20 protein-coding genes, 1 other RNA gene and 1 other annotated feature are annotated in these 20,389 nt (G+C 42.4%); of the genes, 19 read left to right on the top strand and 2 right to left on the bottom strand.

The features are described from left to right. Both ssrS and BLT_RS0115090 read left to right on the top strand, forming a co-directional pair. Positions 1-129, top strand: a non-coding RNA gene (ssrS, locus tag BLT_RS23275) — 6S RNA; the annotation flags it as partial. Positions 130-241: 112 nt separating this feature from the next. Next, complete coding sequence (locus BLT_RS0115090; RefSeq protein WP_017728612.1) at positions 242-1,003, top strand: tRNA threonylcarbamoyladenosine dehydratase; 762 nt, start codon at positions 242-244, stop codon at positions 1,001-1,003. A 362-nt stretch (positions 1,004-1,365) separates the two neighbouring features. Here BLT_RS0115090 and BLT_RS0115080 read toward each other — a convergent pair whose 3' ends face one another. Further along, the gene (locus tag BLT_RS0115080) at positions 1,366-1,977 is read right to left on the bottom strand and encodes an RsfA family transcriptional regulator (protein ID WP_017728610.1); all 612 of its coding nucleotides are present in this window, start codon (positions 1,975-1,977) and stop codon (positions 1,366-1,368) included. Between the two features lie 199 nt (positions 1,978-2,176). Beyond that, a complete protein-coding gene (locus BLT_RS0115075) occupies positions 2,177-3,439 on the bottom strand; it encodes a replication-associated recombination protein A (RefSeq protein WP_017728609.1) in 1,263 nt (420 codons plus the stop codon). 183 nt (positions 3,440-3,622) lie between these two features. Between BLT_RS0115075 and BLT_RS0115070 the strand changes: the two genes are divergently transcribed. The 17 genes from BLT_RS0115070 to BLT_RS0114985 form a co-directional block, all read left to right on the top strand. Further along, positions 3,623-4,330 carry a YczE/YyaS/YitT family protein gene (locus BLT_RS0115070; protein ID WP_017728608.1) on the top strand — a complete coding sequence of 236 codons (708 nt, stop codon included), beginning with the start codon at positions 3,623-3,625 and terminating at the stop codon, positions 4,328-4,330. Further along, entirely contained in the window at positions 4,263-4,682 is a 420-nt protein-coding gene (cymR, locus tag BLT_RS0115065) for a cysteine metabolism transcriptional regulator CymR (RefSeq protein ID WP_026105146.1), read from the top strand. Before BLT_RS0115070 ends, cymR begins: the two co-directional genes overlap by 68 nt. A 130-nt stretch (positions 4,683-4,812) precedes the next feature. After that, positions 4,813-5,973: a cysteine desulfurase family protein gene (locus BLT_RS0115060; RefSeq protein WP_017728606.1), complete on the top strand. Its 1,161-nt coding sequence runs from the start codon at positions 4,813-4,815 to the stop codon at positions 5,971-5,973. 27 nt (positions 5,974-6,000) lie between these two features. Further along, positions 6,001-7,110, top strand: coding sequence for a tRNA 2-thiouridine(34) synthase MnmA (gene mnmA / locus BLT_RS0115055; RefSeq protein ID WP_017728605.1), 1,110 nt, complete (start codon positions 6,001-6,003; stop codon positions 7,108-7,110). Between the two features lie 69 nt (positions 7,111-7,179). Further along, positions 7,180-7,848 (top strand): tetratricopeptide repeat protein, encoded by a 669-nt coding sequence (locus BLT_RS0115050; RefSeq protein WP_017728604.1) that lies wholly within the window; start codon positions 7,180-7,182, stop codon positions 7,846-7,848. A 2-nt stretch (positions 7,849-7,850) separates the two neighbouring features. After that, complete coding sequence (gene recD2, locus BLT_RS0115045; protein WP_017728603.1) at positions 7,851-10,142, top strand: SF1B family DNA helicase RecD2; 2,292 nt, start codon at positions 7,851-7,853, stop codon at positions 10,140-10,142. Between the two features lie 54 nt (positions 10,143-10,196). Continuing rightward, the gene (locus BLT_RS0115040; RefSeq protein ID WP_236611102.1) at positions 10,197-10,673 is read left to right on the top strand and encodes a PRC-barrel domain-containing protein; all 477 of its coding nucleotides are present in this window, start codon (positions 10,197-10,199) and stop codon (positions 10,671-10,673) included. 19 nt (positions 10,674-10,692) lie between these two features. After that, on the top strand, positions 10,693-10,881 hold the full coding sequence (locus BLT_RS0115035) for a hypothetical protein (RefSeq protein WP_017728601.1): 189 nt from the start codon (positions 10,693-10,695) through the stop codon (positions 10,879-10,881). A 144-nt stretch (positions 10,882-11,025) separates the two neighbouring features. After that, entirely contained in the window at positions 11,026-12,090 is a 1,065-nt protein-coding gene (locus BLT_RS0115025) for an AI-2E family transporter (RefSeq protein ID WP_017728600.1), read from the top strand. A gap of 47 nt (positions 12,091-12,137) precedes the next feature. Beyond that, positions 12,138-12,346 (top strand) — a binding site (T-box leader). A 95-nt stretch (positions 12,347-12,441) separates the two neighbouring features. Then, positions 12,442-15,081, top strand: a complete 2,640-nt coding sequence (gene alaS, locus BLT_RS0115020; protein ID WP_017728599.1) for an alanine--tRNA ligase — start codon at positions 12,442-12,444, stop codon at positions 15,079-15,081. An 87-nt stretch (positions 15,082-15,168) separates the two neighbouring features. Beyond that, positions 15,169-15,441 carry an IreB family regulatory phosphoprotein gene (locus tag BLT_RS0115015; RefSeq protein ID WP_017728598.1) on the top strand — a complete coding sequence of 91 codons (273 nt, stop codon included), beginning with the start codon at positions 15,169-15,171 and terminating at the stop codon, positions 15,439-15,441. Then, a complete protein-coding gene (gene ruvX, locus BLT_RS0115010) occupies positions 15,438-15,863 on the top strand; it encodes a Holliday junction resolvase RuvX (protein ID WP_017728597.1) in 426 nt (141 codons plus the stop codon). Before BLT_RS0115015 ends, ruvX begins: the two co-directional genes overlap by 4 nt. Positions 15,864-15,877: 14 nt before the next feature. Continuing rightward, positions 15,878-16,168: a DUF1292 domain-containing protein gene (locus BLT_RS0115005; RefSeq protein WP_017728596.1), complete on the top strand. Its 291-nt coding sequence runs from the start codon at positions 15,878-15,880 to the stop codon at positions 16,166-16,168. 170 nt (positions 16,169-16,338) lie between these two features. Next, positions 16,339-17,490 carry an endolytic transglycosylase MltG gene (mltG, locus tag BLT_RS0115000; RefSeq protein ID WP_017728595.1) on the top strand — a complete coding sequence of 384 codons (1,152 nt, stop codon included), beginning with the start codon at positions 16,339-16,341 and terminating at the stop codon, positions 17,488-17,490. A 203-nt stretch (positions 17,491-17,693) separates the two neighbouring features. After that, the gene (locus BLT_RS0114995) at positions 17,694-18,335 is read left to right on the top strand and encodes an O-methyltransferase (RefSeq protein WP_017728594.1); all 642 of its coding nucleotides are present in this window, start codon (positions 17,694-17,696) and stop codon (positions 18,333-18,335) included. A gap of 27 nt (positions 18,336-18,362) precedes the next feature. Continuing rightward, complete coding sequence (locus BLT_RS0114990) at positions 18,363-19,292, top strand: peptidase U32 family protein (RefSeq protein ID WP_017728593.1); 930 nt, start codon at positions 18,363-18,365, stop codon at positions 19,290-19,292. Between the two features lie 15 nt (positions 19,293-19,307). Next, positions 19,308-20,389 (top strand): peptidase U32 family protein (locus BLT_RS0114985; RefSeq protein ID WP_017728592.1); only part of this gene is annotated, 1,082 nt, incomplete at its 3' end.

The following is a 20,389-nucleotide window of genomic DNA, read 5'->3' as shown; positions in this document are numbered from 1 at the left end:
ATCGGGAGCTTAAGTCTCGCTTTGGCTTACATGCCTCGTATATGTGGACGTAAAAAAGAGTGAGCGAAGCACCCACCTGCTTGAGAGCAGGTTCAAAACCAAGGTCACAACGGCACATTTGGGACTCTGCCCATACTTATTAGGAATGTCTAAGGAAATGAGCCTTAGACTTTTTTTTTGTGCTATGGTATAGTCGATTCCGAGAAATGAAGTGATGGAATTGGAAGGAGTAAAAATGAAGATGCTACATCAATTTTCTAGAAATGAACTAGCGATTGGTCATGATGGTTTAGATAGATTAAAAAACAGCACGGTTGCTGTATTAGGTGTGGGTGGAGTCGGATCGTTTTCAACGGAGGCTCTAGCACGTTCGGGTGTAGGTCGCCTCGTCCTTGTTGATAAGGATGATGTGGATATTACGAATGTGAACCGTCAAATTCATGCACTGCTTTCAACGGTTGGACGTTCAAAAGTTGAGTTAATGCAAGAACGAATTGCTGACATCAATCCAGAGTGTGAAGTGATTGCGCTTAAAATGTTTTATACCGAGGAGACGTATGAAGAGTTTTTTCAATATCCGTTCGATTATGTCATTGACGCTAGCGATACAATTTCCTATAAAATTCATTTAATGAAAGAATGCTTAAAGCGTAACATTCCGATTATCTCTAGTATGGGTGTGGCAAACAAAATGGACCCAACACGTTTAAGAATTGCAGATATTTCAAAAACAAGCTACGATCCGATTGCGAAAGTGGTGCGGACAAGACTTCGGAAGGAAGGCATTCACAAAGGCATCGAAGTCGTGTATTCGGATGAGCAGCCGATTCGGATTCGTGAAGATATTCGAAAAGAAATCGTTCCTGAAGCCGCGGAAGATTCACCGATTCGAAAAGCAAAAATGCCACCATCTTCAAACGCTTTTGTTCCTTCTGTGTCAGGGTTGATTATGGTAGGGCATGTCATTACAAAATTACTTGATGGGATTGAAATTCAGCGGTAATTCTAAAGCCATTGTCGATCAGATAGTGAAAAGAACGTTAGTATGAATTGTTTTTTGAAGAATGGTTTTATCATTAAACAATGATGTTGAAAGAGCAATCAAGAACAAGAGAGGCTGGGACAGAACGAACGTGTATGATTGAAAAATGCGAACAATGCACAACCTTAGCTGAGGAAACAGACGTAGACTCCTGCGGGATCAAAGGCAAGGGTGAGACCCCACAGTGCAAAAAGCACGAGGAGGCTCACCAGCCGCCCGCGGAAAGCGAAGTATATTTCCGAAGCGAATGCTATGCATCAACGATCATGATGTTCGGATTTCTCATCAATAAAAACTTTTTTGTCCCAGCCTCTTTTTGCTATTTATTTTGCTAATTTTTCGAGATTTCCGTTTTTATCCATTTTGAACGTTGAGGCTGCAAGAGGCTCGTCCTCTTCCAAAATCGCCATTCGACGTGCACGATTCATAATTTGAATCAATGATTGATAGTCCTCTTCAATAATCCGATGTTCTTGCTTCGTTTTTTGGAGCTCGGATTCAAGCTCTTTCGTACGGGTTAAAAGATTTAAGTTTTCTTTTAAAAGAGACTCTTTCTCTTGTCGGAGCTTTTGATCCTCAACACCACTGTCTGTTAGTTGCTGTAAAAATTGAATGACAGACGCTAGAGTGAGAGAGGAGGATGTAGTGTGCTCTCGTTCCTGCTTCATTACTGGCTTTTTAAGCTGGTACGTGTGTAAAGAGCTTGCCCGTTTTCGCTCTTTTCGTTCTCGTTTCGCATCCGCAATCTGAGTGACGTAACGTTGCCTCACTACGGCATTCCAGCGGAACCCGCATGCAGCAGAAGTACGATTCAATTCATCTCCCACCTCGTCGAATGCTCTAAGCTGGGTGCTTCCTTCCGTAATGTGTCGTAGAACGGTTTCTGCTAAATAAACATCATCTTCATGTGACCATGCATCTTGTCTTATTTTCATTGTGATTCATCTCCTCCATGTTTCTTGCATTTGTTAGTACTTTTGCCAAAAAGGGATGAACTTATACCAGTATGATAGAAATATACTAGCCTTGTTAAAAAAATGAATGAATTGACTGTCATGAAAATCATAGACTCACAAAAAAAGAGTCCCTCATGTGTTGAGAAAGACTCTAAATGAAAGGTTTGTCCGCTACTTTTTAGCGAAGCTTGTCATAAACGTCAGCAAGGGCTTGTTCAAATTTACCTGTACGTTTTGGTTCATAATACCGCTTGTTGCGGTGGATATCAGGCAAATATTGCTGCTTCACCCATCCGTGTTCATAATTGTGGGGGTATTTATAGTCAATTCCTCTTCCTAGCTCTGCTGCTCCTCTGTAATGTGCGTCCTTTAAATGCTTAGGAACGTCACCGACCTTTCCCTTCCGAATATCTTCAAGTGCTGCATCTAAGGCAACATAGGCAGAATTTGATTTTGGAGAGAGGCAAAGCTCGATGACAGCATTTGCAAGGGGAATGCGAGCCTCGGGAAAGCCGAGGCGTTCTGCTGCTTCGATTGCAGCAAGGGTTCGCTGGCCTGCTTGTGGATTCGCAAGGCCAATATCCTCATAGGCTGTGACGAGCAGCCGTCTTCCAATACTGATAAGGTCTCCAGCTTCAATTAATCGGGCTAAATAATGAAGTGCTGCGTTCGTGTCACTACCACGAATTGATTTTTGAAAAGCGGACAAGACATCGTAATGAGCATCTCCATCTTTATCATGCTGAAAGCTTTTCTTTTGAATGCATTCTTCAGCTGTGGCAAGATCAATTTGTTTCACACCAGCTTCATTTGCTCTCGTTGATTTGACAGCTAGCTCGAGTCCATTTAATGCTGAACGAACATCTCCTCCACAGGCGATGGCAAAATGGTGTAGGGCTTCTTCGGCGATTTCAACCTTTTCGTTTCCTAATCCTCTTTTTTTATCGTATAATGCTCGTTCTAGAGCTGTTTTTATTTCATCTACCGTTAAAGGCTCAAGCTCAAAGATTTGACAACGACTACGGATTGCTGGGTTAATCGAATGAAAAGGGTTTGCTGTTGTAGCACCAATAAGAATCAAGAGGCCTTTTTCAAGATGTGGGAGCAAAAAGTCTTGTTTGCCTTTATCAAGGCGGTGAACCTCATCTAAAATTAAAATGAGCTGTCCAGACATTTTTGCTTCTTCTACAGCAATTTCCATATCTTTTTTGTTGTTCACAACTGCATTTAACATTTTATAATGAATATCTGTGCTTCCGGCAATGGCGCTGGCGATCGACGTTTTTCCGATCCCAGGTGGCCCATATAATATCATGGAGGAAAGCTGTTTCGTTTCCACCATGCGCCGTAGCAATTTTCCATCTCCTAATAAGTGCTTCTGCCCAATGACGTCATTAATATGAGTCGGTCTCATTCGATAGGCAAGAGGTTGTTTGATCATGGCGTTCACCTTCATTTATCTTTGTTTCATCTAAGTGTAATGGAAACAAGAAAAAAAGCCAATGAGGACCTAGTGGCATGAGCTTTTCCTTCTGTCAGATTTATGCAAAAATCTGGAGAAAATAACATGGACGAAGGGTTTCATGCTATAATGGCAAGGACTTAATAGAGAGAAGGGTAGCAGATGAGAAAAGCGTTAAATGAGTGGAGAACAAAACGCATCTTGCTCCGTTGGTTTATTTTTATGATCGGTGTGATGATCATGTCCTTTGGCATTGCATTGATGATTCGTGCAGAGCTAGGGAGTGCACCTTGGGACGTCTTGCACATTGGTTTAACCTTACAATTTGGCTTGACTGTGGGAACATGGTCAATTATTCTCGGATTTTGTATCCTTGCCCTAACGGCATTATTAACAAAAGAGTGGCCGCAGCTCGGGGCATTTTTGAACATGCTTTTAGTTGGGTTGTTTATTGATTTGTTTTTATGGCTTATTCCAATACAAGATCTACTTGTTATAAAATTACTTATGCTCCTTTTAGGCATTGTGATTATAGGCTATGGGATTGGTTTGTACATTGCCCCCCATTGTGGGGCTGGACCTCGCGATAGCCTCATGCTTGCTCTGACGAAAGTGACGGGCTGGAGGGTACAATGGGTCCGAGGTGGAATGGAAATCATCGTTCTAACCATTGGCTGGTTTTTAGGGGGACCTGTTTTTATTGGAACACTTTTGTTTTGCTTCGGTATCGGGTCAGTCGTCGGTGTAACGCTTCCGCAATGCCAGCGGTTTGTTGATTATTTATTAGAAAGAGGGATGATGTATGAAAATTTCGACAAAGGGTCGTTACGGACTAACCATCATGATGGCGCTAGCCAAGAAGTCCGGTGAGGGACCAATCTCATTAAAATCAATTGCTAAAGAACATGATTTATCGGAACACTATTTGGAGCAGCTTATTGCACCTCTTCGCAATGCAATGCTTGTCAAAAGTGTTCGCGGTGCTTATGGTGGCTATATGCTCGCAAAGGATGCAAAGGACATTACAGTCGGTGATATCATTCGTGTTCTTGAAGGACCGATTAGTCCAGTGGAGGTTCTTGATGATGAAGAACCGGCAAAGCGTAATTTGTGGATAAAAATTCGTGATGCAGTGAAAGATGTATTAGACAATACAACGTTGGAAGATTTGGCAACCTTTGAAGATAAAGGTGATCAAGAATATTACATGTTCTATATTTAGTCATTAGTGAGGTAAACAGAAGGGATTTAAATCGGGCTTTTTTTGCGATTGCTTTGCAGCATGAGAAAGGCTTTGGCTGAGGTAACCCTTTTGAATACCTGGAACATTTCGTTTAAAGAAGGTGATTTTCATGGAATCCATCTATTTGGACCATGCGGCAACATCCCCCGTGTATCCAGAAGTTGTTGAGGCGATGCTCCCATACTTTACTGAGCATTTCGGCAACCCTTCAAGCATTCATCAGTTTGGCCGCCGTGCTCGACAAGCTGTGGATGAAGCGAGGGCTTTGATTGCCAAACATATTGGGGCTTTGCCATCAGAATTGACTTTTACGAGCGGTGGGACGGAAGCAGATAATTTGGCGATTTTTGGATATGCTCTTAGGCACAGTGATAAAGGGCGCCATATAATTACGTCACAAATTGAACATCATGCCGTGCTACACGCATGTGAGGAATTAGAACGACGAGGTTTTGAGGTTACCTACCTCCCAGTTGATGAGACGGGACAAGTATCCGTTCGAGCTGTTCAAGAGGCACTACGTGAAGATACGATCCTTGTAACGTTGATGTTCGGAAATAATGAGGTTGGCACGATTCAGCCGATTACGGAAATCGGGCAGCTGCTAGCAGAACATCAGGCTGTTTTTCACACTGATGCGGTACAAGCATTTGGATTACTCGATCTCAAAATTGGCCAATTGCCAGTGGATATGGTGTCGGTGTCCGCTCATAAAATTAATGGTCCAAAAGGTATTGGCTTTTTGTATACTCGGGAAAATATCGTTTTAACACCAACCTTGTATGGAGGCGAACAAGAGAGAAAACGCCGAGCTGGAACGGAAAATGTCGCAGCGATTATTGGCTTCGCTAAGGCAGTTGAGCTTTCATTGGCCAATTTCCAAGGAAAAGCTGAGCGTTATCTTGGCTTTAGTCGTATCTTTTTTGATACATTTACAAGCGAGGGGATTGATTTTCATGTGAATGGACATCAAAAGGATCGACTCCCTCATGTGTTAAATGTCAGTTTTCCAGGTGTAAATATTGAAGCGCTCCTTGTCAATTTAGACTTGGCTGGAATTGCTGCATCGAGCGGCTCTGCTTGTACAGCGGGTTCACTTGAGCCTTCCCATGTGCTTGTGGCTATGTTTGGTGAGGGACATGAACGGGTGATGTCTGCTGTTCGCTTTAGCTTTGGGCTAGGAAACACAGAAGCCGAGGCTGAACGAGCGGCACAAGAAACTGCGAAAATTGTCAAACGCCTTCAGCAGCAGGAGCAATTTATTTTATAATGAAGAAGGAATAAGGCGGTGAGATCAATGAATCAAATAAAACGACCGGAAGATACGCGCGTGGTCGTTGGCATGTCTGGCGGTGTTGATTCATCTGTGACAGCTTTGCTTTTAAAAGAGCAAGGCTATGATGTGATCGGAATTTTCATGAAAAACTGGGATGATACCGATGAGAGTGGTTTTTGTACGGCGACCGAAGACTACAATGATGTGATTCGTGTTTGTAATCAAATCGGCATTCCATATTATGCTGTTAATTTTGAAAAACAATATTGGGACAAGGTTTTTTCGTATTTTCTTGAGGAGTATAAAGCGGGTCGTACGCCAAATCCTGATGTGATGTGCAATAAAGAAATAAAATTTAAAGCCTTCTTAAATCATGCAATGAGCCTTGGTGCCGATTATGTGGCAACAGGTCATTATGCGCAAGTTACCGTTGAAGATGGAGAGCATAAGCTTTTGCGCGGAAATGACGAAAACAAAGACCAAACCTATTTCCTTAATGCGTTAAGTCAACAGCAGCTTTCAAAGGTTATGTTTCCAATTGGACATCTGCCAAAGAGTGAGGTGCGCGAAATTGCCATAAAAGCAGGTTTAGCAACAGCGACGAAAAAAGACAGTACGGGCATTTGCTTTATTGGTGAACGTGATTTTAAAGAGTTTTTACAAAACTATTTGCCTGCCCAGCCTGGTGAAATGCAAACCCTTGATGGCGAAGTTAAAGGAAAGCATGATGGGTTAATGTATTATACACTTGGCCAACGACAAGGACTTGGGATTGGAGGCGCAGGTGAGCCTTGGTTTGTGATTGGCAAAAATCTTGAGAAAAACATTTTATATGTCGGTCAAGGGTTCCATCATGACGGTCTTTATTCTGATGGTCTTTTGGCAATCAAGACAAATTGGATAAGTCCAAAACCTGTCTCAAAACCGTTTGAGTGCACAGCGAAATTTCGCTATCGCCAGCCTGATCAAAAGGTAACGGTATATCCGTTGGAAGATGAAAGGGTTGAGGTGCGCTTTCATGAACCTCAGCGGGCGATTACGCCAGGACAGGCTGTCGTTTTTTATGATGGGGATGTGTGTCTTGGTGGTGCTACGATTGATACAATCATTAAGAACAGGGAAAGCGCCTAAAGTTTTCCCTGTTTTTCTACATATACATGATGATTTAAACGTTAACAACGACAAAAAAGGGGAAAAACAATGGATTTTAATGAACAAGGCGTATCGTATATGAGAGAACAAAAATTTGAAGAGGCCGCAAAGGCATTTAATGCAGCGATAGAAGAAAATCCAAAAGATCCCATTGGGTTTGTTAACTTTGGAAACCTTCTTGGGGTTGTGGGAGAGCATGAGAAGGCACTGATCTTCTTTGATAAAGCGATCGCCCTCGATGCGGAGGTTGCTACTGCTTATTACGGGGCTGGTACGGTTTATTACAACCTTGAACGCTTTGAAGAAGCCGCGAAAATGTTTAAGCAAGCATTAGCGAAGAAATTAGAGGAGCGAGATGTCTTTTTTATGCTTGGCATGTCCTATTACAACCTTGGATCTGTTCCTCACGCTCTAGCGAATTTTCAGCGAGCAGTCGAACTTGATGAGAATGATGTGGAGGCTCGGTTTCAATTTGGACTTTGCTTAGCGCAGCTTGAAAAAATTGACGAGTCGATTATCCAATTCAAACAGGTGTTAAAACTTGACCCAGACCATGCTGATGCCTTTTTTAATTTGGGTGTTGCGTATGCATACAAAGAGAAAGGAGAGCAAGCACGAGATTGCTTTGACAGAGCTCTTGCTATTCAGCCTGATCATGTTCTTGCAGCGAATGGAAAGAAGACGATTGAAGCTGCTCTATCGTTTGAGGAGGAGTAATCATGACAGAGGTACGCTTACTTGATGGGGAGAGTGAGCAGCTAGAACGTGGCTATATTAAAGGTGAAGTCATTCATATCGTTTTTCGAAACGATGAAAACTATTATACCGTTGCCCTTGTACGCATTCAGCAAACGAATGAATTGATTGATGAAAAGAAAATAACGGTCGTTGGACTTCTTCCTCAGCTTGAACCTCATGATACCTTTTTATTTTTTGGAGAGCTTAGTGATCATCCGCGATTTGGTAAACAATACAAGGTGCATCAGTTGAGACGTGATGTACCACAGACAAGTCAAGGCATTATTCATTATTTGTCCAGTGATCGGTTTCCTGGTATCGGAAAAAAGACGGCAGAAACCATTGTGGACACATTAGGTCAGCGGGCGATTACACGAATTGTTGAGGACCGGCATGTCCTCGATCAAATCCCAAAGCTTTCGAAAGAAAAAGCCAACCAGTTATATGAGCAGCTTATACAACAGCAAGGTGTTGAACAGGTTTTGCTCACCCTTTCGGAATACGGGTTTGGTGTGGAGCTTTCCATGAAAGTGTTTCAAGCATATGGAATTCAAGCACTTGATATAATCAACACGAATCCCTATCAGCTGATTGCCGATGTTGAGGGAATTGGATTTCGACGAGCCGATCGACTTGGCGCAGCGATTGGCATGACAGGAAGTCATCCTGAGCGAATTCAGGCAGGCTGCCTCTTTTTGCTTCAAGAGCTTTGTCTTCAAGAAGGCCATGTGTACATGGAAAAAGAGGCATTAATCCCTCCAGTTGCAGAGCTGTTATCATCCCCAACTGAACGGATTGCTACAGAAGATATTGAAGCGCAAATTGTCATAATGGAAGAAGAGGGGAAGCTTGTTGTTGAAGAAAACCGAGTGTATGTGAAGTCCCTGTATTTTGCTGAGAAAGGGATTGTCACAAGTATTGTGCGAATTCTTGCTGAAGAGGTAAAGGACGAATTTCCCGAATCAGAATTTTTGAAAATGCTTGGTGAACTTGAAGAAGAGTTGAAAATCGAATATGCCTCATCACAACGTGAAGCAATCAAAATGGCATTATCCTCCCCGTTAATGATGCTAACCGGTGGGCCTGGTACTGGAAAGACAACGGTAATAAAAGGAATTGTGGAGCTTTTCGGACGATTGCACGGTCTTTCCCTTGAACCAAGCTCTTATTCAAAGGGAAATCCCTTTCCTGTAGTGCTAGTTGCGCCTACTGGACGGGCAGCAAAGAGAATGAGTGAAGCGACAGGTCTCCCTGCGACGACGATTCACCGATTGCTTGGCTGGAAGGGCGGCAGCAGTCATTTCGAAAAAAATGAACATGATCAAATTGACGGTGAACTGCTCATTGTTGATGAAGTGTCGATGGTCGACGTGTGGCTAGCCAATCAGTTGTTTAAGTCGGTACCAAAAGGGATGCAAGTGGTGCTTGTAGGTGACCAGGATCAACTCCCGTCTGTGGGCCCTGGGCAAGTGCTGCGAGACTTGCTTGAATCAAAGGTCATCCCTACCGTTCCTTTAACCGATATCTACCGCCAAGCAGAAGGTTCTTCGATCATTGAGTTAGCCCACGCCATGAAGCAAGGGCTCATACCAGAGGATTTAGCAGAAGCAAAGCCTGACCGTCGTTTTTTTCCTTGTTCCACGGATCAAGTGAAAGATGCTGTGTCACAAATTTGTCTTAATGCGAAAAAGAAGGGCTATACAGCAAAAGAAATTCAAGTGTTAGCTCCGATGTATAAAGGGGTTGCCGGGATTACGGAGCTAAATCGTATGTTACAGCAGCTCTTCAACCCTAAAACAGAGCAAAAGCGTGAAATTAGCTTTGGGGACGTTGTCTATCGAACAGGTGATGTTGTCCTCCAGCTTGTGAATAATCCCGATGAACAAGTGTATAATGGTGACCGTGGTGAAATCGTAACAATTTTTTATGCCAAAGAAACGGTAGAAAAGCAGGATCAGATTGTTATTTCATTTGATGGAACGGAAGTTGTTTATTTGAAAAAAGATTTAAATCAGATTACACATGCCTATTGTTCATCGATTCATAAATCACAAGGGAGTGAGTTTCCCATAGTCGTTATGCCAGTCGTCCGTGGGTATTCGCGAATGCTTCGAAAAAACCTCATTTATACGGGAATTACAAGAGCGAAGCAATTTTTGCTCCTTTGCGGGGAATTGTCATCATTAAACCAGGCCATTCGTGAAAAAGATGAGATCATTCGATATTCAAAGCTTACAGAAAAGCTTAAGCTTGCTTTGGAAAAAGACAACTAACATAAGCTGGACATGTTTTCGCACACACTAAGCCTGTGTAGAAGGGTGGAGAGTGTGTTGCGAACATTTGCTTCAATAGAGAAGCTTCCAGTCATTCTTCGCCAAAACGGTGAGGAAATTGGTTTCGTTCTCGATCTGTTGTTTCAAGAAGATAAAGTTGTCGGTTTTTTGGTAGATAAACATGGCTGGCTAAACGGGCATTTATTTTTACCTCTTTCTCATATTTTGGGCTTTGGCCATGATGGACTGATTGTAAGAGATAAACAAGGGCTCACTCCTTTTTCAACGATAAAAGAAAATGTAATCCCATTAAAAATCGGCCGTTCTCGTCTTTATGGAAAGCCTTTGCTATCAGAAGAAGGAGAAAGGCTTGGGCTAATAGAAGATGTATATTTTCTGGAAGAAATGGGCATGATCATAGGGTATGAAGTCACTGATGGTCTGCTTGCTGATTTAACAGAAGGTCGCAAAGTTGTGCGTGGCAAGGGACCGTTGACGATTGGCAAAGACGTCGTCATTTTGTCGATTTAACTGAAGGAGGTCCAAGCCCGTGCAATGTCCAAATTGTCAAAGCAAGGATATTGGAAAGATTGGAACAAGCCAATATTATTGCTGGAATTGCTTTGTTGAAATGACGCTAACCAATGGTAAACTGTCGCTTCATCAAGTGGAAGAAGATGGCTCATTAAGCTCGTTAGATGATTTGTTTGAAGATGATGATTTGCAAGTAGGTACATAGTAACAAAAGTGCTATTTGAAATCATGATTTGAAAGGACTTTTCCTACCAGAGGAGAAGTTCTTTTTATATTGAAGAATAGCCCTCTTTTATCCATGTATGGATATACCTCCTTTGTGCAATCTAAGCGGGAGGAGGGGTTGATGATGGAACGTGATCGACAAATTCATTGGCTGTTACGGTTTGCCAATGCTTTACTAATCGTTGTCATTATTTATGTCATATATAAGCTATCTCCAATTTGGCAGCCCTTTGTGCAGGTGTTAGGTTATCTCCTCGTTCCAGTAAGCATTGCAGCGTTCATTACTTATTTGCTTCATCCAATTATTGAAGGCTTGCACCGCTGGGGGATGGGGCGAGGTATTGCGATACTCCTTATTTTTATTAGCATTGTTGCGTTCATTGCGTACCTATTCATCATTGGGATTCCTTACTTGCTTGCACAGATTAAGGAGCTTATGAAACAAATGCCTACAATTATCGAGGGAGTTGAAGGCACTGTTACGATTATGCAACATCATCTAAATCGTTTGCCTTCACCGTTTCAGGAACATGTTGAACAGATCGTTCAGCGTTTTTCCATAAAAGGAGTGAGCATTCTTAGCCAGCTTGAACAGATGGCTGTAAAAGTCATTCAGTCCCTTTTCACCATTGTGGTCATTCCTTTTCTTGTTTTTTACTTTTTAAAGGATTACCAATTGCTGCAGAAGGTTGCTTGGTATTTAACTCCACGTTCGTGGCGCCAACCTTTGCAACGTTATGCAAAAGATGTGGATGATTCATTTGGAAGTTATATTCGCGGACAGCTTCTTGTTGCATTTTCAGTAGGAGTTTTAGCGTCTCTAGGCCTTTGGCTGATCGGTGTCCCCTATCCAATTCTATTAGGTTTGTTTATCGGGGCCACGGATTTAATTCCGTATTTTGGTGCGTTTATCGGGGCAGCGCCAGCGATCTTTCTCGCTTTTTTAGAATCATGGAAGCTTGCCTTGTTAACAACTCTTCTTATTTTCATCATTCAGCAAATAGAAGGAAATCTATTATCGCCTCTAATCGTTGGACGGACCTTGCACCTACACCCTGTTCTGATTATTTTAGCACTCTTAGTCGGTGTGGAAGTTGGAGGGGTGATTGGACTTCTTGTTGCTGTTCCACTGTTAGCTGTATTAAAAGTGACCTTTCTTCATCTGCGACTTTATCTGAGTAAGCATTGACAATCGAGCAAACGATTTTTATAATAGGCTTGCATACAAAATAGTGGATGAATACGTTGATGGAATGAGTACGTTACAGACCATTTCAAAGAGAGGCGTTTCCGTGGCTGAGAGAAACGCTAGATGAAGGGTAACGGAAGGCTGCTCCTAAGTGCAGGCAAAACCTGCCGTTCGCCGCGTTAAGGCATTAAGTGATGGATACGGACTGTATTCATAATTAGGGTGGTACCGCGTGATCAAAGCTCTCGTCCCTTTTATAAGGGATGAGAGCTTTTTTACTTTCATTTCTTACTGTATTCATTCAGTTTTCGATAAGAATTTAAGACTTAACAAGAGAAGGAGTGTAGCAATATGAAACCATTGTCATCTGCTCAAGTAAGGCAAATGTTCCTTGATTTCTTCAAAGAAAAAAATCATGACATTGAGCCAAGTGCATCTCTCGTCCCTCATGAAGACCCCTCTTTACTTTGGATTAATAGTGGGGTGGCAACTTTAAAAAAATACTTTGATGGACGAGTGAACCCGAAAAATCCTCGAATAACAAATGCACAAAAGTCCATTCGGACGAATGATATTGAAAACGTAGGAAAAACGGCACGGCACCATACATTTTTTGAAATGCTTGGAAACTTTTCAATTGGCGATTATTTTAAAGAAGAAGCGATCGAATGGGCATGGGAGTTTTTAACGAGCGAAAAATGGATTGGCTTTGATCCAGAAAAGCTATCTGTTACGGTTCATCCTGAAGATGATGAAGCGTATCGCTATTGGAATGAAAAAATTGGGCTGCCTGAGGAGCGCATCATTCGTTTGGAAGGGAATTTTTGGGATATTGGGGAAGGTCCGAGTGGCCCAAACACAGAAATTTTTTATGATCGGGGCCCAGCATACGGAGATGATCCAAACGATCCAGAGCTTTATCCAGGTGGAGAAAATGACCGCTATTTAGAAGTGTGGAACCTTGTGTTCTCTCAATTTAACCATAATCCAGATGGAACGTATACACCACTACCGAAGAAAAACATTGATACAGGTATGGGATTAGAGCGGATGGTGTCTGTTATTCAGGACGTTCCAACGAACTTTGATACGGATCTTTTCATGCCGATCATTCGTGCAACTGAAAAAATTGCAGGTGTGAAATATGGTGAAGACAAAGAAAAAGACGTAGCCTTTAAAGTTATCGCGGATCATGTTCGAACCGTGACGTTCGCGGTGTCTGATGGTGCATTACCGTCAAATGAAGGTCGTGGCTATGTTCTCCGTCGCTTACTTCGCCGTGCGGTTCGTTACGCAAAGCTGATTCAAATTGAACGTCCTTTTATGTATGAGCTCGTTCCTGTCGTTGCGAAAATTATGGTAGACTTCTATCCTGAAGTCCAAGAGAAGCAAGCGTTTATTCAAAAAGTGATGAAAAATGAAGAGGAACGCTTTCATGAAACGCTACACGAAGGGCTGACGATTCTCGGTAAAATTATTGAAGAAGCCGAAGCAAATCATAAAACAAAGATCGCCGGAACGGATGTTTTCCGACTCTATGATACGTATGGCTTCCCTGTGGATTTGACGGAGGAATATGTAGAGGAAAAAGGCCTTACGATTGATCGTGAAGGCTTTGAAGTGGAAATGGAGGCTCAGCGCGAGCGTGCTCGTAAGGCTCGACAGGATACTGGCTCCATGCAAGTGCAGGATGAACTTCTTGGTGAATTAAAGGTAGAGAGCACATTTGTCGGTTATGACCGTCTGACTACAGAAGCGACAGTTGAAGCGATCATTCGTGACAAGCAGCTTGTGGATGTAGGCTCGACTGGAAATGAGCTTCAAATTATCCTCAATCAAACACCGTTTTATGCAGAGAGTGGTGGACAGGTTGCAGATAAAGGAATCATCCGTGGCAATGGGGTGGTCCTTGAGGTAACAGATGTACAAAAAGCTCCGAATGGTCAACATCTTCATACCGTAGTTGTAAAAGAAGGAAGCTTAAAAAAAGGAGCAAAGGTTCAAGCGACGGTACAAGAAACAAAACGAGTGGGGATTGTTAAAAATCACACTGCGACTCATTTACTTCATCGAGCTTTAAAGGATACCCTCGGTGAGCATGTAAACCAAGCGGGCTCCCTCGTTTCTGAGGAGCGTCTGCGCTTTGATTTCTCTCATTTTGGACAAGTGACGGAAGAGGAATTGGTGAAAATCGAGACAATCGTCAATGAAAAAATTTGGCAGGCGATCCGTGTTGAGATTTCATTAAAAGGAATCGAAGAAGCAAAAGCAATGGGAGCCATGGCTTTATTTGGTGAAAAATATGGTGATATTGTTCGTGTGGTTCAAGTTGGAGACTATAGCTTAGAGCTTTGTGGTGGCTGTCATGTTCAAAACACAGCAGAAATTGGCTTATTTAAAATTGTTTCTGAATCGGGTATCGGTGCAGGAGTTCGTCGAATTGAAGCTGTGACAGGTAAGGGTGCGTATCAGTTTATGAATCAGCAGCTTGAGCTTTTGCAGCGTGCGGCTGAGACGTTAAAGGCGAAAAATGTGAAAGATGTTCCTATGAGAGCTGAATCATTGCAGCTACAAATTCGAGAACTTCAGCGGGAAAATGAATCACTTACAGCAAAATTGGGTAACATGGAAGCGGGAAGCCTTCTAAATGAGCTGCAAGAGATTAACGGAATTTCAGTTCTTGCAAAAGCGGTCAATGCAGCGGATATGGACAGCTTGCGTAGCATTGTCGATAAGCTAAAGCAAGAAGTACCATCTGGCATCATCGTTCTTGGCGCTGCGAGTAACGGAAAGGTTAATCTTGTAGCTGGAGTGACAAAGGATCTAGTTGGACAAGGTTACCATGCAGGAAACCTTGTGAAGGAAGTAGCTAGTCGCTGTGGCGGAGGCGGTGGTGGCCGTCCAGATATGGCCCAAGCAGGTGGGAAAAATCCTGAGAAATTAGAAGAAGCACTTGCTTATGTGAAGGAGTACGTAAATACAATTTCCTAATTTGGACCATTTGTTGTACAATGTAGAAAACAAGCTATGTGTGATTCGGGGCATATAGAACTGTGATCACGAAAAGAGGTGTTGGTGATGAGCTCTATGGACAACACAATGAAGTTCAATGTTAATGAGGATCCAATCGGTGTCGACGTCGAAGAGGTATTGTTATCGGTATATGAAGCACTAGAGGAAAAAGGATATAACCCGATTAATCAAATTGTTGGGTATTTGTTATCTGGTGATCCAGCGTACATCCCGCGGCATAAAGACGCGCGGACGCTTATTCGCAAGCTTGAGCGGGATGAACTCATTGAAGAGCTAGTGAAAGCATATTTGTCACAGCACCATAAGGAGAATGAATGAGAGCATTAGGGTTAGATGTTGGGGATAAAACCATTGGAATTGCTGTTAGTGATGAGCTTGGCTGGACCGCCCAAGGATTGGAGACGATTCGGCGGAACGAAGAAGATGCTTCGAAAGATTTTGAGGCGATTGCAAAAATTGTGACGGATTATGAAGTGGAAAGAATTGTTGTCGGTCTTCCTAAAAATATGAATGGGACGATTGGGCCAAGTGGTGAAAGGAGCCAAAAATTTGCAGAAGCGTTAAAGGAATATGTGCCATGTGAATTTATCATGTGGGACGAACGATTAACGACGGTAGCTGCAGAGAGAATGCTCATTTCAGCCGACGTCAGTCGGAAAAAACGGAAGAAAGTCATTGATAAAATGGCTGCCGTTATGATATTGCAAGGCTATCTTGACCACAGCGGAAATAAAATGTAAGGGAGGTGCAAATAATGGCACAAGAAGAAAAAGAGCGAATTATCATTCCTGATGAAAATGGGGATGAACACTTGTTTGATGAATTGTTTAAATTTACAGTTGACGAAACTGAAAAGTCCTACATTCTTCTTACACCAGTAGGTGAAAACGAAGAGGACGAAGAAGGTGAAACAGAAGTTTTTGCTTTCCGTTATGAGGACAAAGAAGATGAAGAAAATGACATTGCTTTATTTCCAATCGAAACAGATGAGGAATGGGCAATTGTTGAGGAAATGCTAAACACTTTTACTGAAGAAGAAGAATAAGCGGAAAAAACAGGCCATTTCGGTCTGTTTTTTTATTTTAAAAACAAAAGAGGATTTGTGTTCGAGTTTATTTAGCTTGATGTTGGCTTAACACGTAAGGAGGAATGGGAAATTGTTTGCTGACTTCTGCCGGGAATATAGTATAATAATACGGTGGAAGGGGGAGAATGATGTCTGATTCGAACGAAAAGCCACGAAACATAATTTTTGAAGAGCGAGTCTCACAAGCAAAGGTCGTTCGTAAAATTGTCTTTTTCTGTGTGATTGCTCTTGTTTTAATAGTAGGGATTTTAGGGATAAGTGGTTTTTTATACGTCCAAGGAGCATTGAATCCAATGGATGAAGAGGATACTGAAGTAATCGAAGTAACGATCCCAATCGGGTCCTCAACGACAAAGATAGGATCGATCCTTGAAGAAGAAGGACTTATTCAAAGCGGAACATTTTTCAGATATTACGTGCGCTATCAAAATGAAACTGGTTTTCAAGCAGGAGATTATGGCCTTTCAAGATCTATGTCATTGGATGAGATTATCGAGGAGTTAAAAGAGGGACGAGTTCTAGAAGAGCCTGAGCTAGTATTTACGGTTCCTGAAGGACTCTGGTTAGAAGATATCGCAAGCATTATCGCAGAAGAGACGGGCCATGACATAGATGCTGTGATGGAAACGTTGAATGATCGTGAGTACCTTGAAGGCTTAATTGCACAATATCATGTTTTGACAGATGATATTTTACAGGAAGGGATTCGCTATCCCCTCGAAGGCTATCTGTTTCCTGCTCGTTATGATTTTATGGAAGCTGAGCCCTCGATTGAAGCAGTGATTGAGGCGATGCTTTCTAGAACAGAAGCGGTCGTTGGACAATACGAAGAATTGCTTGAGCAAAGCGATTACACGATTCATGAAATTCTTACACTTGCATCAATCATTGAACGAGAGGCACAGACCTCTGAGGATCGCTACAAAATATCAGGCGTACTTCATAATCGTTTGCAGCGTGGCATGATGCTACAAGTAGACCCGACCGTCGCGTATGCGATTGGTGAGCATCGTTACATGACGACATACGCTGATACACGGGAAGACTCGCCTTATAACACCTATCGTTATGAGGGCATACCAATCGGACCGATTGCGAGTCCGGGTCAGGATTCCATTGAAGCTGTGCTTCGTCCAGAAGAAACAAATTATCTATTTTTCTATGCACGTTTTAACGGTGAAGTTCTTTACAGTGAGACCTATGAAGAGCATAACGCAATTCATCAACGGTATCGAGATGAGTGGGTTGAAGGACAGCAACAGGAAGAAGAATCGGAGTAAGGCTGGGGGATGTGGCTTGTGTCACACTCCCCTCTTTTTCTGTGAAAAGGGACGGAGATTCAGTTCAAGTTGATAAAACAATGAAGCCCTTCCGCTCACACCACCTTCATTGAAAGGGTACCCAGAATGTTCGGACGAACTCATTTACATCCAGTGGGAGAGCGAGCGGCTCATGATTGTTTAAGTGAACAAGGGGGCATATGATGATTGATAAAAAGATAGAAACCTATTTAAAAGAACTTGTTCCATCAAGAGGAGAAAAAATTGAAAAGATAGAAGCCTATGCAGAGAAGCATGGGGTTCCAATTATGGATCTTGTAGGAATGGAGAGTCTGTTACAGATACTTAAAGTTAGGCAGCCTGATCGCATTCTTGAAATTGGAACAGCCATTGGCTATTCGGCGATTCGGATGGCAACAACCATTTCCCATGCGATGATTGTAACAATTGAACGTGACAAAGAGCGGTATGAGCAAGCTGTTAAAAATGTGAGTGAGCTTGGGTTAACGAATCGAATAACGATTCATTATGGAGATGCCTTAGAAGTAAGCGAAAAACTTGAACAAGACCCCCTTTTTGATGTATTATTTATTGATGCTGCCAAAGGACAATACCAACGATTTTTCTCCATTTATGGTCAAAGGGTAAAGCCTGGTGGTATGATTTTGTCTGACAACATTCTCTTTCGTGGGTACGTAGCGGAAGAAGAAATCGAACATAAACGACATAGACAGCTCGCCGAGAAAATGAAGCATTACAATCGATGGTTAATGGAGCATCCTGATTATGATACAAGGATGCTCCCCGTCGGAGATGGCCTGGCTATTAGTATAAAAAAAAGATAAATGAAAAAAGAAAGGAGCGGATGAACGATGAAAAAGCCTGAATTGCTTGTAACACCGAACAATGTTGAGGCTGTCGAACGGCTTATTCGCGCTGGCGCCAATGGGATCCTGATTGGCGAACAGCGTTATGGACTTCGATTAGCTGGTGAATTCAACCGTGAGGATCTCGCAATTGCGACAAAAAAAGCGCATGAATTAGGTGCAGCTGTTTATGTGGCTATGAATGCGCTGTTCCATAATGAAAAAATAGAGGAACTCGCAGGCTATATTACGTTCTTAAAGGAAACAAACGTTGATGGAATTGTCTTTGGTGACCCTGCGGTCCTTATGGTCGTTCGTGAGGTCGCACCAGAAATGAAGCTACATTGGAATACGGAGACGACAGTAACGAACTGGTTTACGGCTAATTATTGGGGGCGAAAAGGCGCCAAGCGTGCCGTTGTCGCTCGTGAAATTAATATGGACGCAATTTTAGAAATTAAAGAAAATGCTGAAGTTGAAATTGAAGTACAAGTCCATGGAATGACTTGCATGTTCCAATCGAAGCGCACCCTCGTCGGTAACTATATGAATTTCCAGGGAAAAAGCCTTGAAGTTGAAAAGCGAGATAAAGAACGGAATATGTTTTTATACGACCCAGAAAGAAAAGCGAAATACCCGATTTTTGAAGATGAGAATGGAACGCATATTATGAGTCCTAATGACATCTGCATTATTGATGAATTAGAAGAGATGATCGATGGAGGCATTGATAGCTTTAAAATTGATGGTATTTTAAAGTCAACCGATTACTTGGAGAAAGTCGTTTCTTTGTATCGTGAAGCGATTGATCTCTGTGTAGAAGACCGAGATGCCTATGAAGAAAAGAAAGATGCGTTTGTTGAAGAAATTGAAGCGATACAACCGGTCAACCGAAGTCTTGATACAGGATTTTTCTTTAAAGAAACGGTGTACTAAAAGGAGGGACGTGTCATGCAAACCATTGCAGAACGCACAAGCGAAGGAAAACGTATCATTACAAAAAAGCCTGAACTCCTTGCACCTGCAGGAAGCCTTGAAAAATTAAAGGTGGCCGTACATTACGGAGCTGATGCTGTCTACATTGGTGGACAGGAATTTGGTCTTCGTTCAAATGCCGATAATTTTTCAATTGATGAAATGCGTGAAGGTGTTCAGTTTGCAAATAAGTATGGAGCAAAGGTATACGTTACGACAAATATTTACGCTCATAATGAGAATATGGATGGACTTGAAGAATATCTCCGTTCCTTGCAAGAGGTTGGAGTGACAGGTATTATTGTAGCTGATCCGTTAATTATTGAAACGTGCAAGCGAGTAGCTCCGAAGGTTGAGGTCCATCTAAGTACACAGCAATCGTTAAGCAACTGGCTTGCTGTGAAGTTTTGGAAGGAAGAGGGGCTTCACCGTGTTGTTCTTGCTCGTGAGGTAGGACTTGCGGAAATGCTTGAAATGAAAAAGCATGTGGACATTGAAATTGAGACGTTTGTTCATGGTGCGATGTGTATTTCTTATTCCGGCCGTTGTGTGTTAAGTAACCATATGACGGCTCGTGATTCAAACCGTGGAGGCTGCTGCCAATCCTGTCGCTGGGATTATGATCTTTTTGAGCTTGGAGATGAGGGAGAAAAGCCTTTGTTCTCTGAAGGTGATGCCCCTTATACGATGAGTCCGAAAGATTTAAATTTGCTTCAATCCATTCCGAAGCTGATAGAAGCAGGCATTGACAGCTTGAAGGTTGAGGGTCGGATGAAGTCGATTCACTATGTGGCTACAGTAACAAGTGTCTACCGTAAAGTGATTGATGCTTATTGTGCGGACCCTGATAACTTTAAGATTAAAAAAGAGTGGCTGCTTGAGCTTGAAAAATGTGCGAATCGTGATTTTGCTCCACAATTTTTTGAGGGAACACCAACGTATAAAGAGCAAATGTACGGGAAGCATCCAAAACGGACGAATTTTGATTTTGTTGGCTTAGTTCTTGACTATGACGAACAAACAGGAATCGTTACATTGCAACAACGTAACCATTTTAA

The organism is Halalkalibacterium ligniniphilum, assembly GCF_000334155.1.
GTDB lineage: Bacteria > Bacillota > Bacilli > Bacillales > Bacillaceae_D > Halalkalibacterium > Halalkalibacterium ligniniphilum.
The sequence above is the reverse complement of the archived record's forward strand: the minus strand, read 5'-3'. Positions and strand labels throughout refer to the sequence as shown.

What these genes read in the sequence shown, in the direction of transcription:
- BLT_RS0115090 (WP_017728612.1), top strand. Translation starts at nt 242, where the DNA reads ATGCTACATCAATTTTCTAGAAATGAACTAGCGATTGGTCATGATGGT.
- BLT_RS0115080 (WP_017728610.1), bottom strand. Translation starts at nt 1,977, where the DNA reads ATGAAAATAAGACAAGATGCATGGTCACATGAAGATGATGTTTATTTA.
- BLT_RS0115075 (WP_017728609.1), bottom strand. Translation starts at nt 3,439, where the DNA reads ATGATCAAACAACCTCTTGCCTATCGAATGAGACCGACTCATATTAAT.
- BLT_RS0115070 (WP_017728608.1), top strand. Translation starts at nt 3,623, where the DNA reads ATGAGAAAAGCGTTAAATGAGTGGAGAACAAAACGCATCTTGCTCCGT.
- cymR (WP_026105146.1), top strand. Translation starts at nt 4,263, where the DNA reads ATGAAAATTTCGACAAAGGGTCGTTACGGACTAACCATCATGATGGCG.
- BLT_RS0115060 (WP_017728606.1), top strand. Translation starts at nt 4,813, where the DNA reads ATGGAATCCATCTATTTGGACCATGCGGCAACATCCCCCGTGTATCCA.
- mnmA (WP_017728605.1), top strand. Translation starts at nt 6,001, where the DNA reads ATGAATCAAATAAAACGACCGGAAGATACGCGCGTGGTCGTTGGCATG.
- BLT_RS0115050 (WP_017728604.1), top strand. Translation starts at nt 7,180, where the DNA reads ATGGATTTTAATGAACAAGGCGTATCGTATATGAGAGAACAAAAATTT.
- recD2 (WP_017728603.1), top strand. Translation starts at nt 7,851, where the DNA reads ATGACAGAGGTACGCTTACTTGATGGGGAGAGTGAGCAGCTAGAACGT.
- BLT_RS0115025 (WP_017728600.1), top strand. Translation starts at nt 11,026, where the DNA reads ATGGAACGTGATCGACAAATTCATTGGCTGTTACGGTTTGCCAATGCT.
- alaS (WP_017728599.1), top strand. Translation starts at nt 12,442, where the DNA reads ATGAAACCATTGTCATCTGCTCAAGTAAGGCAAATGTTCCTTGATTTC.
- BLT_RS0115015 (WP_017728598.1), top strand. Translation starts at nt 15,169, where the DNA reads ATGAGCTCTATGGACAACACAATGAAGTTCAATGTTAATGAGGATCCA.
- ruvX (WP_017728597.1), top strand. Translation starts at nt 15,438, where the DNA reads ATGAGAGCATTAGGGTTAGATGTTGGGGATAAAACCATTGGAATTGCT.
- BLT_RS0115005 (WP_017728596.1), top strand. Translation starts at nt 15,878, where the DNA reads ATGGCACAAGAAGAAAAAGAGCGAATTATCATTCCTGATGAAAATGGG.
- mltG (WP_017728595.1), top strand. Translation starts at nt 16,339, where the DNA reads ATGTCTGATTCGAACGAAAAGCCACGAAACATAATTTTTGAAGAGCGA.
- BLT_RS0114995 (WP_017728594.1), top strand. Translation starts at nt 17,694, where the DNA reads ATGATTGATAAAAAGATAGAAACCTATTTAAAAGAACTTGTTCCATCA.
- BLT_RS0114990 (WP_017728593.1), top strand. Translation starts at nt 18,363, where the DNA reads ATGAAAAAGCCTGAATTGCTTGTAACACCGAACAATGTTGAGGCTGTC.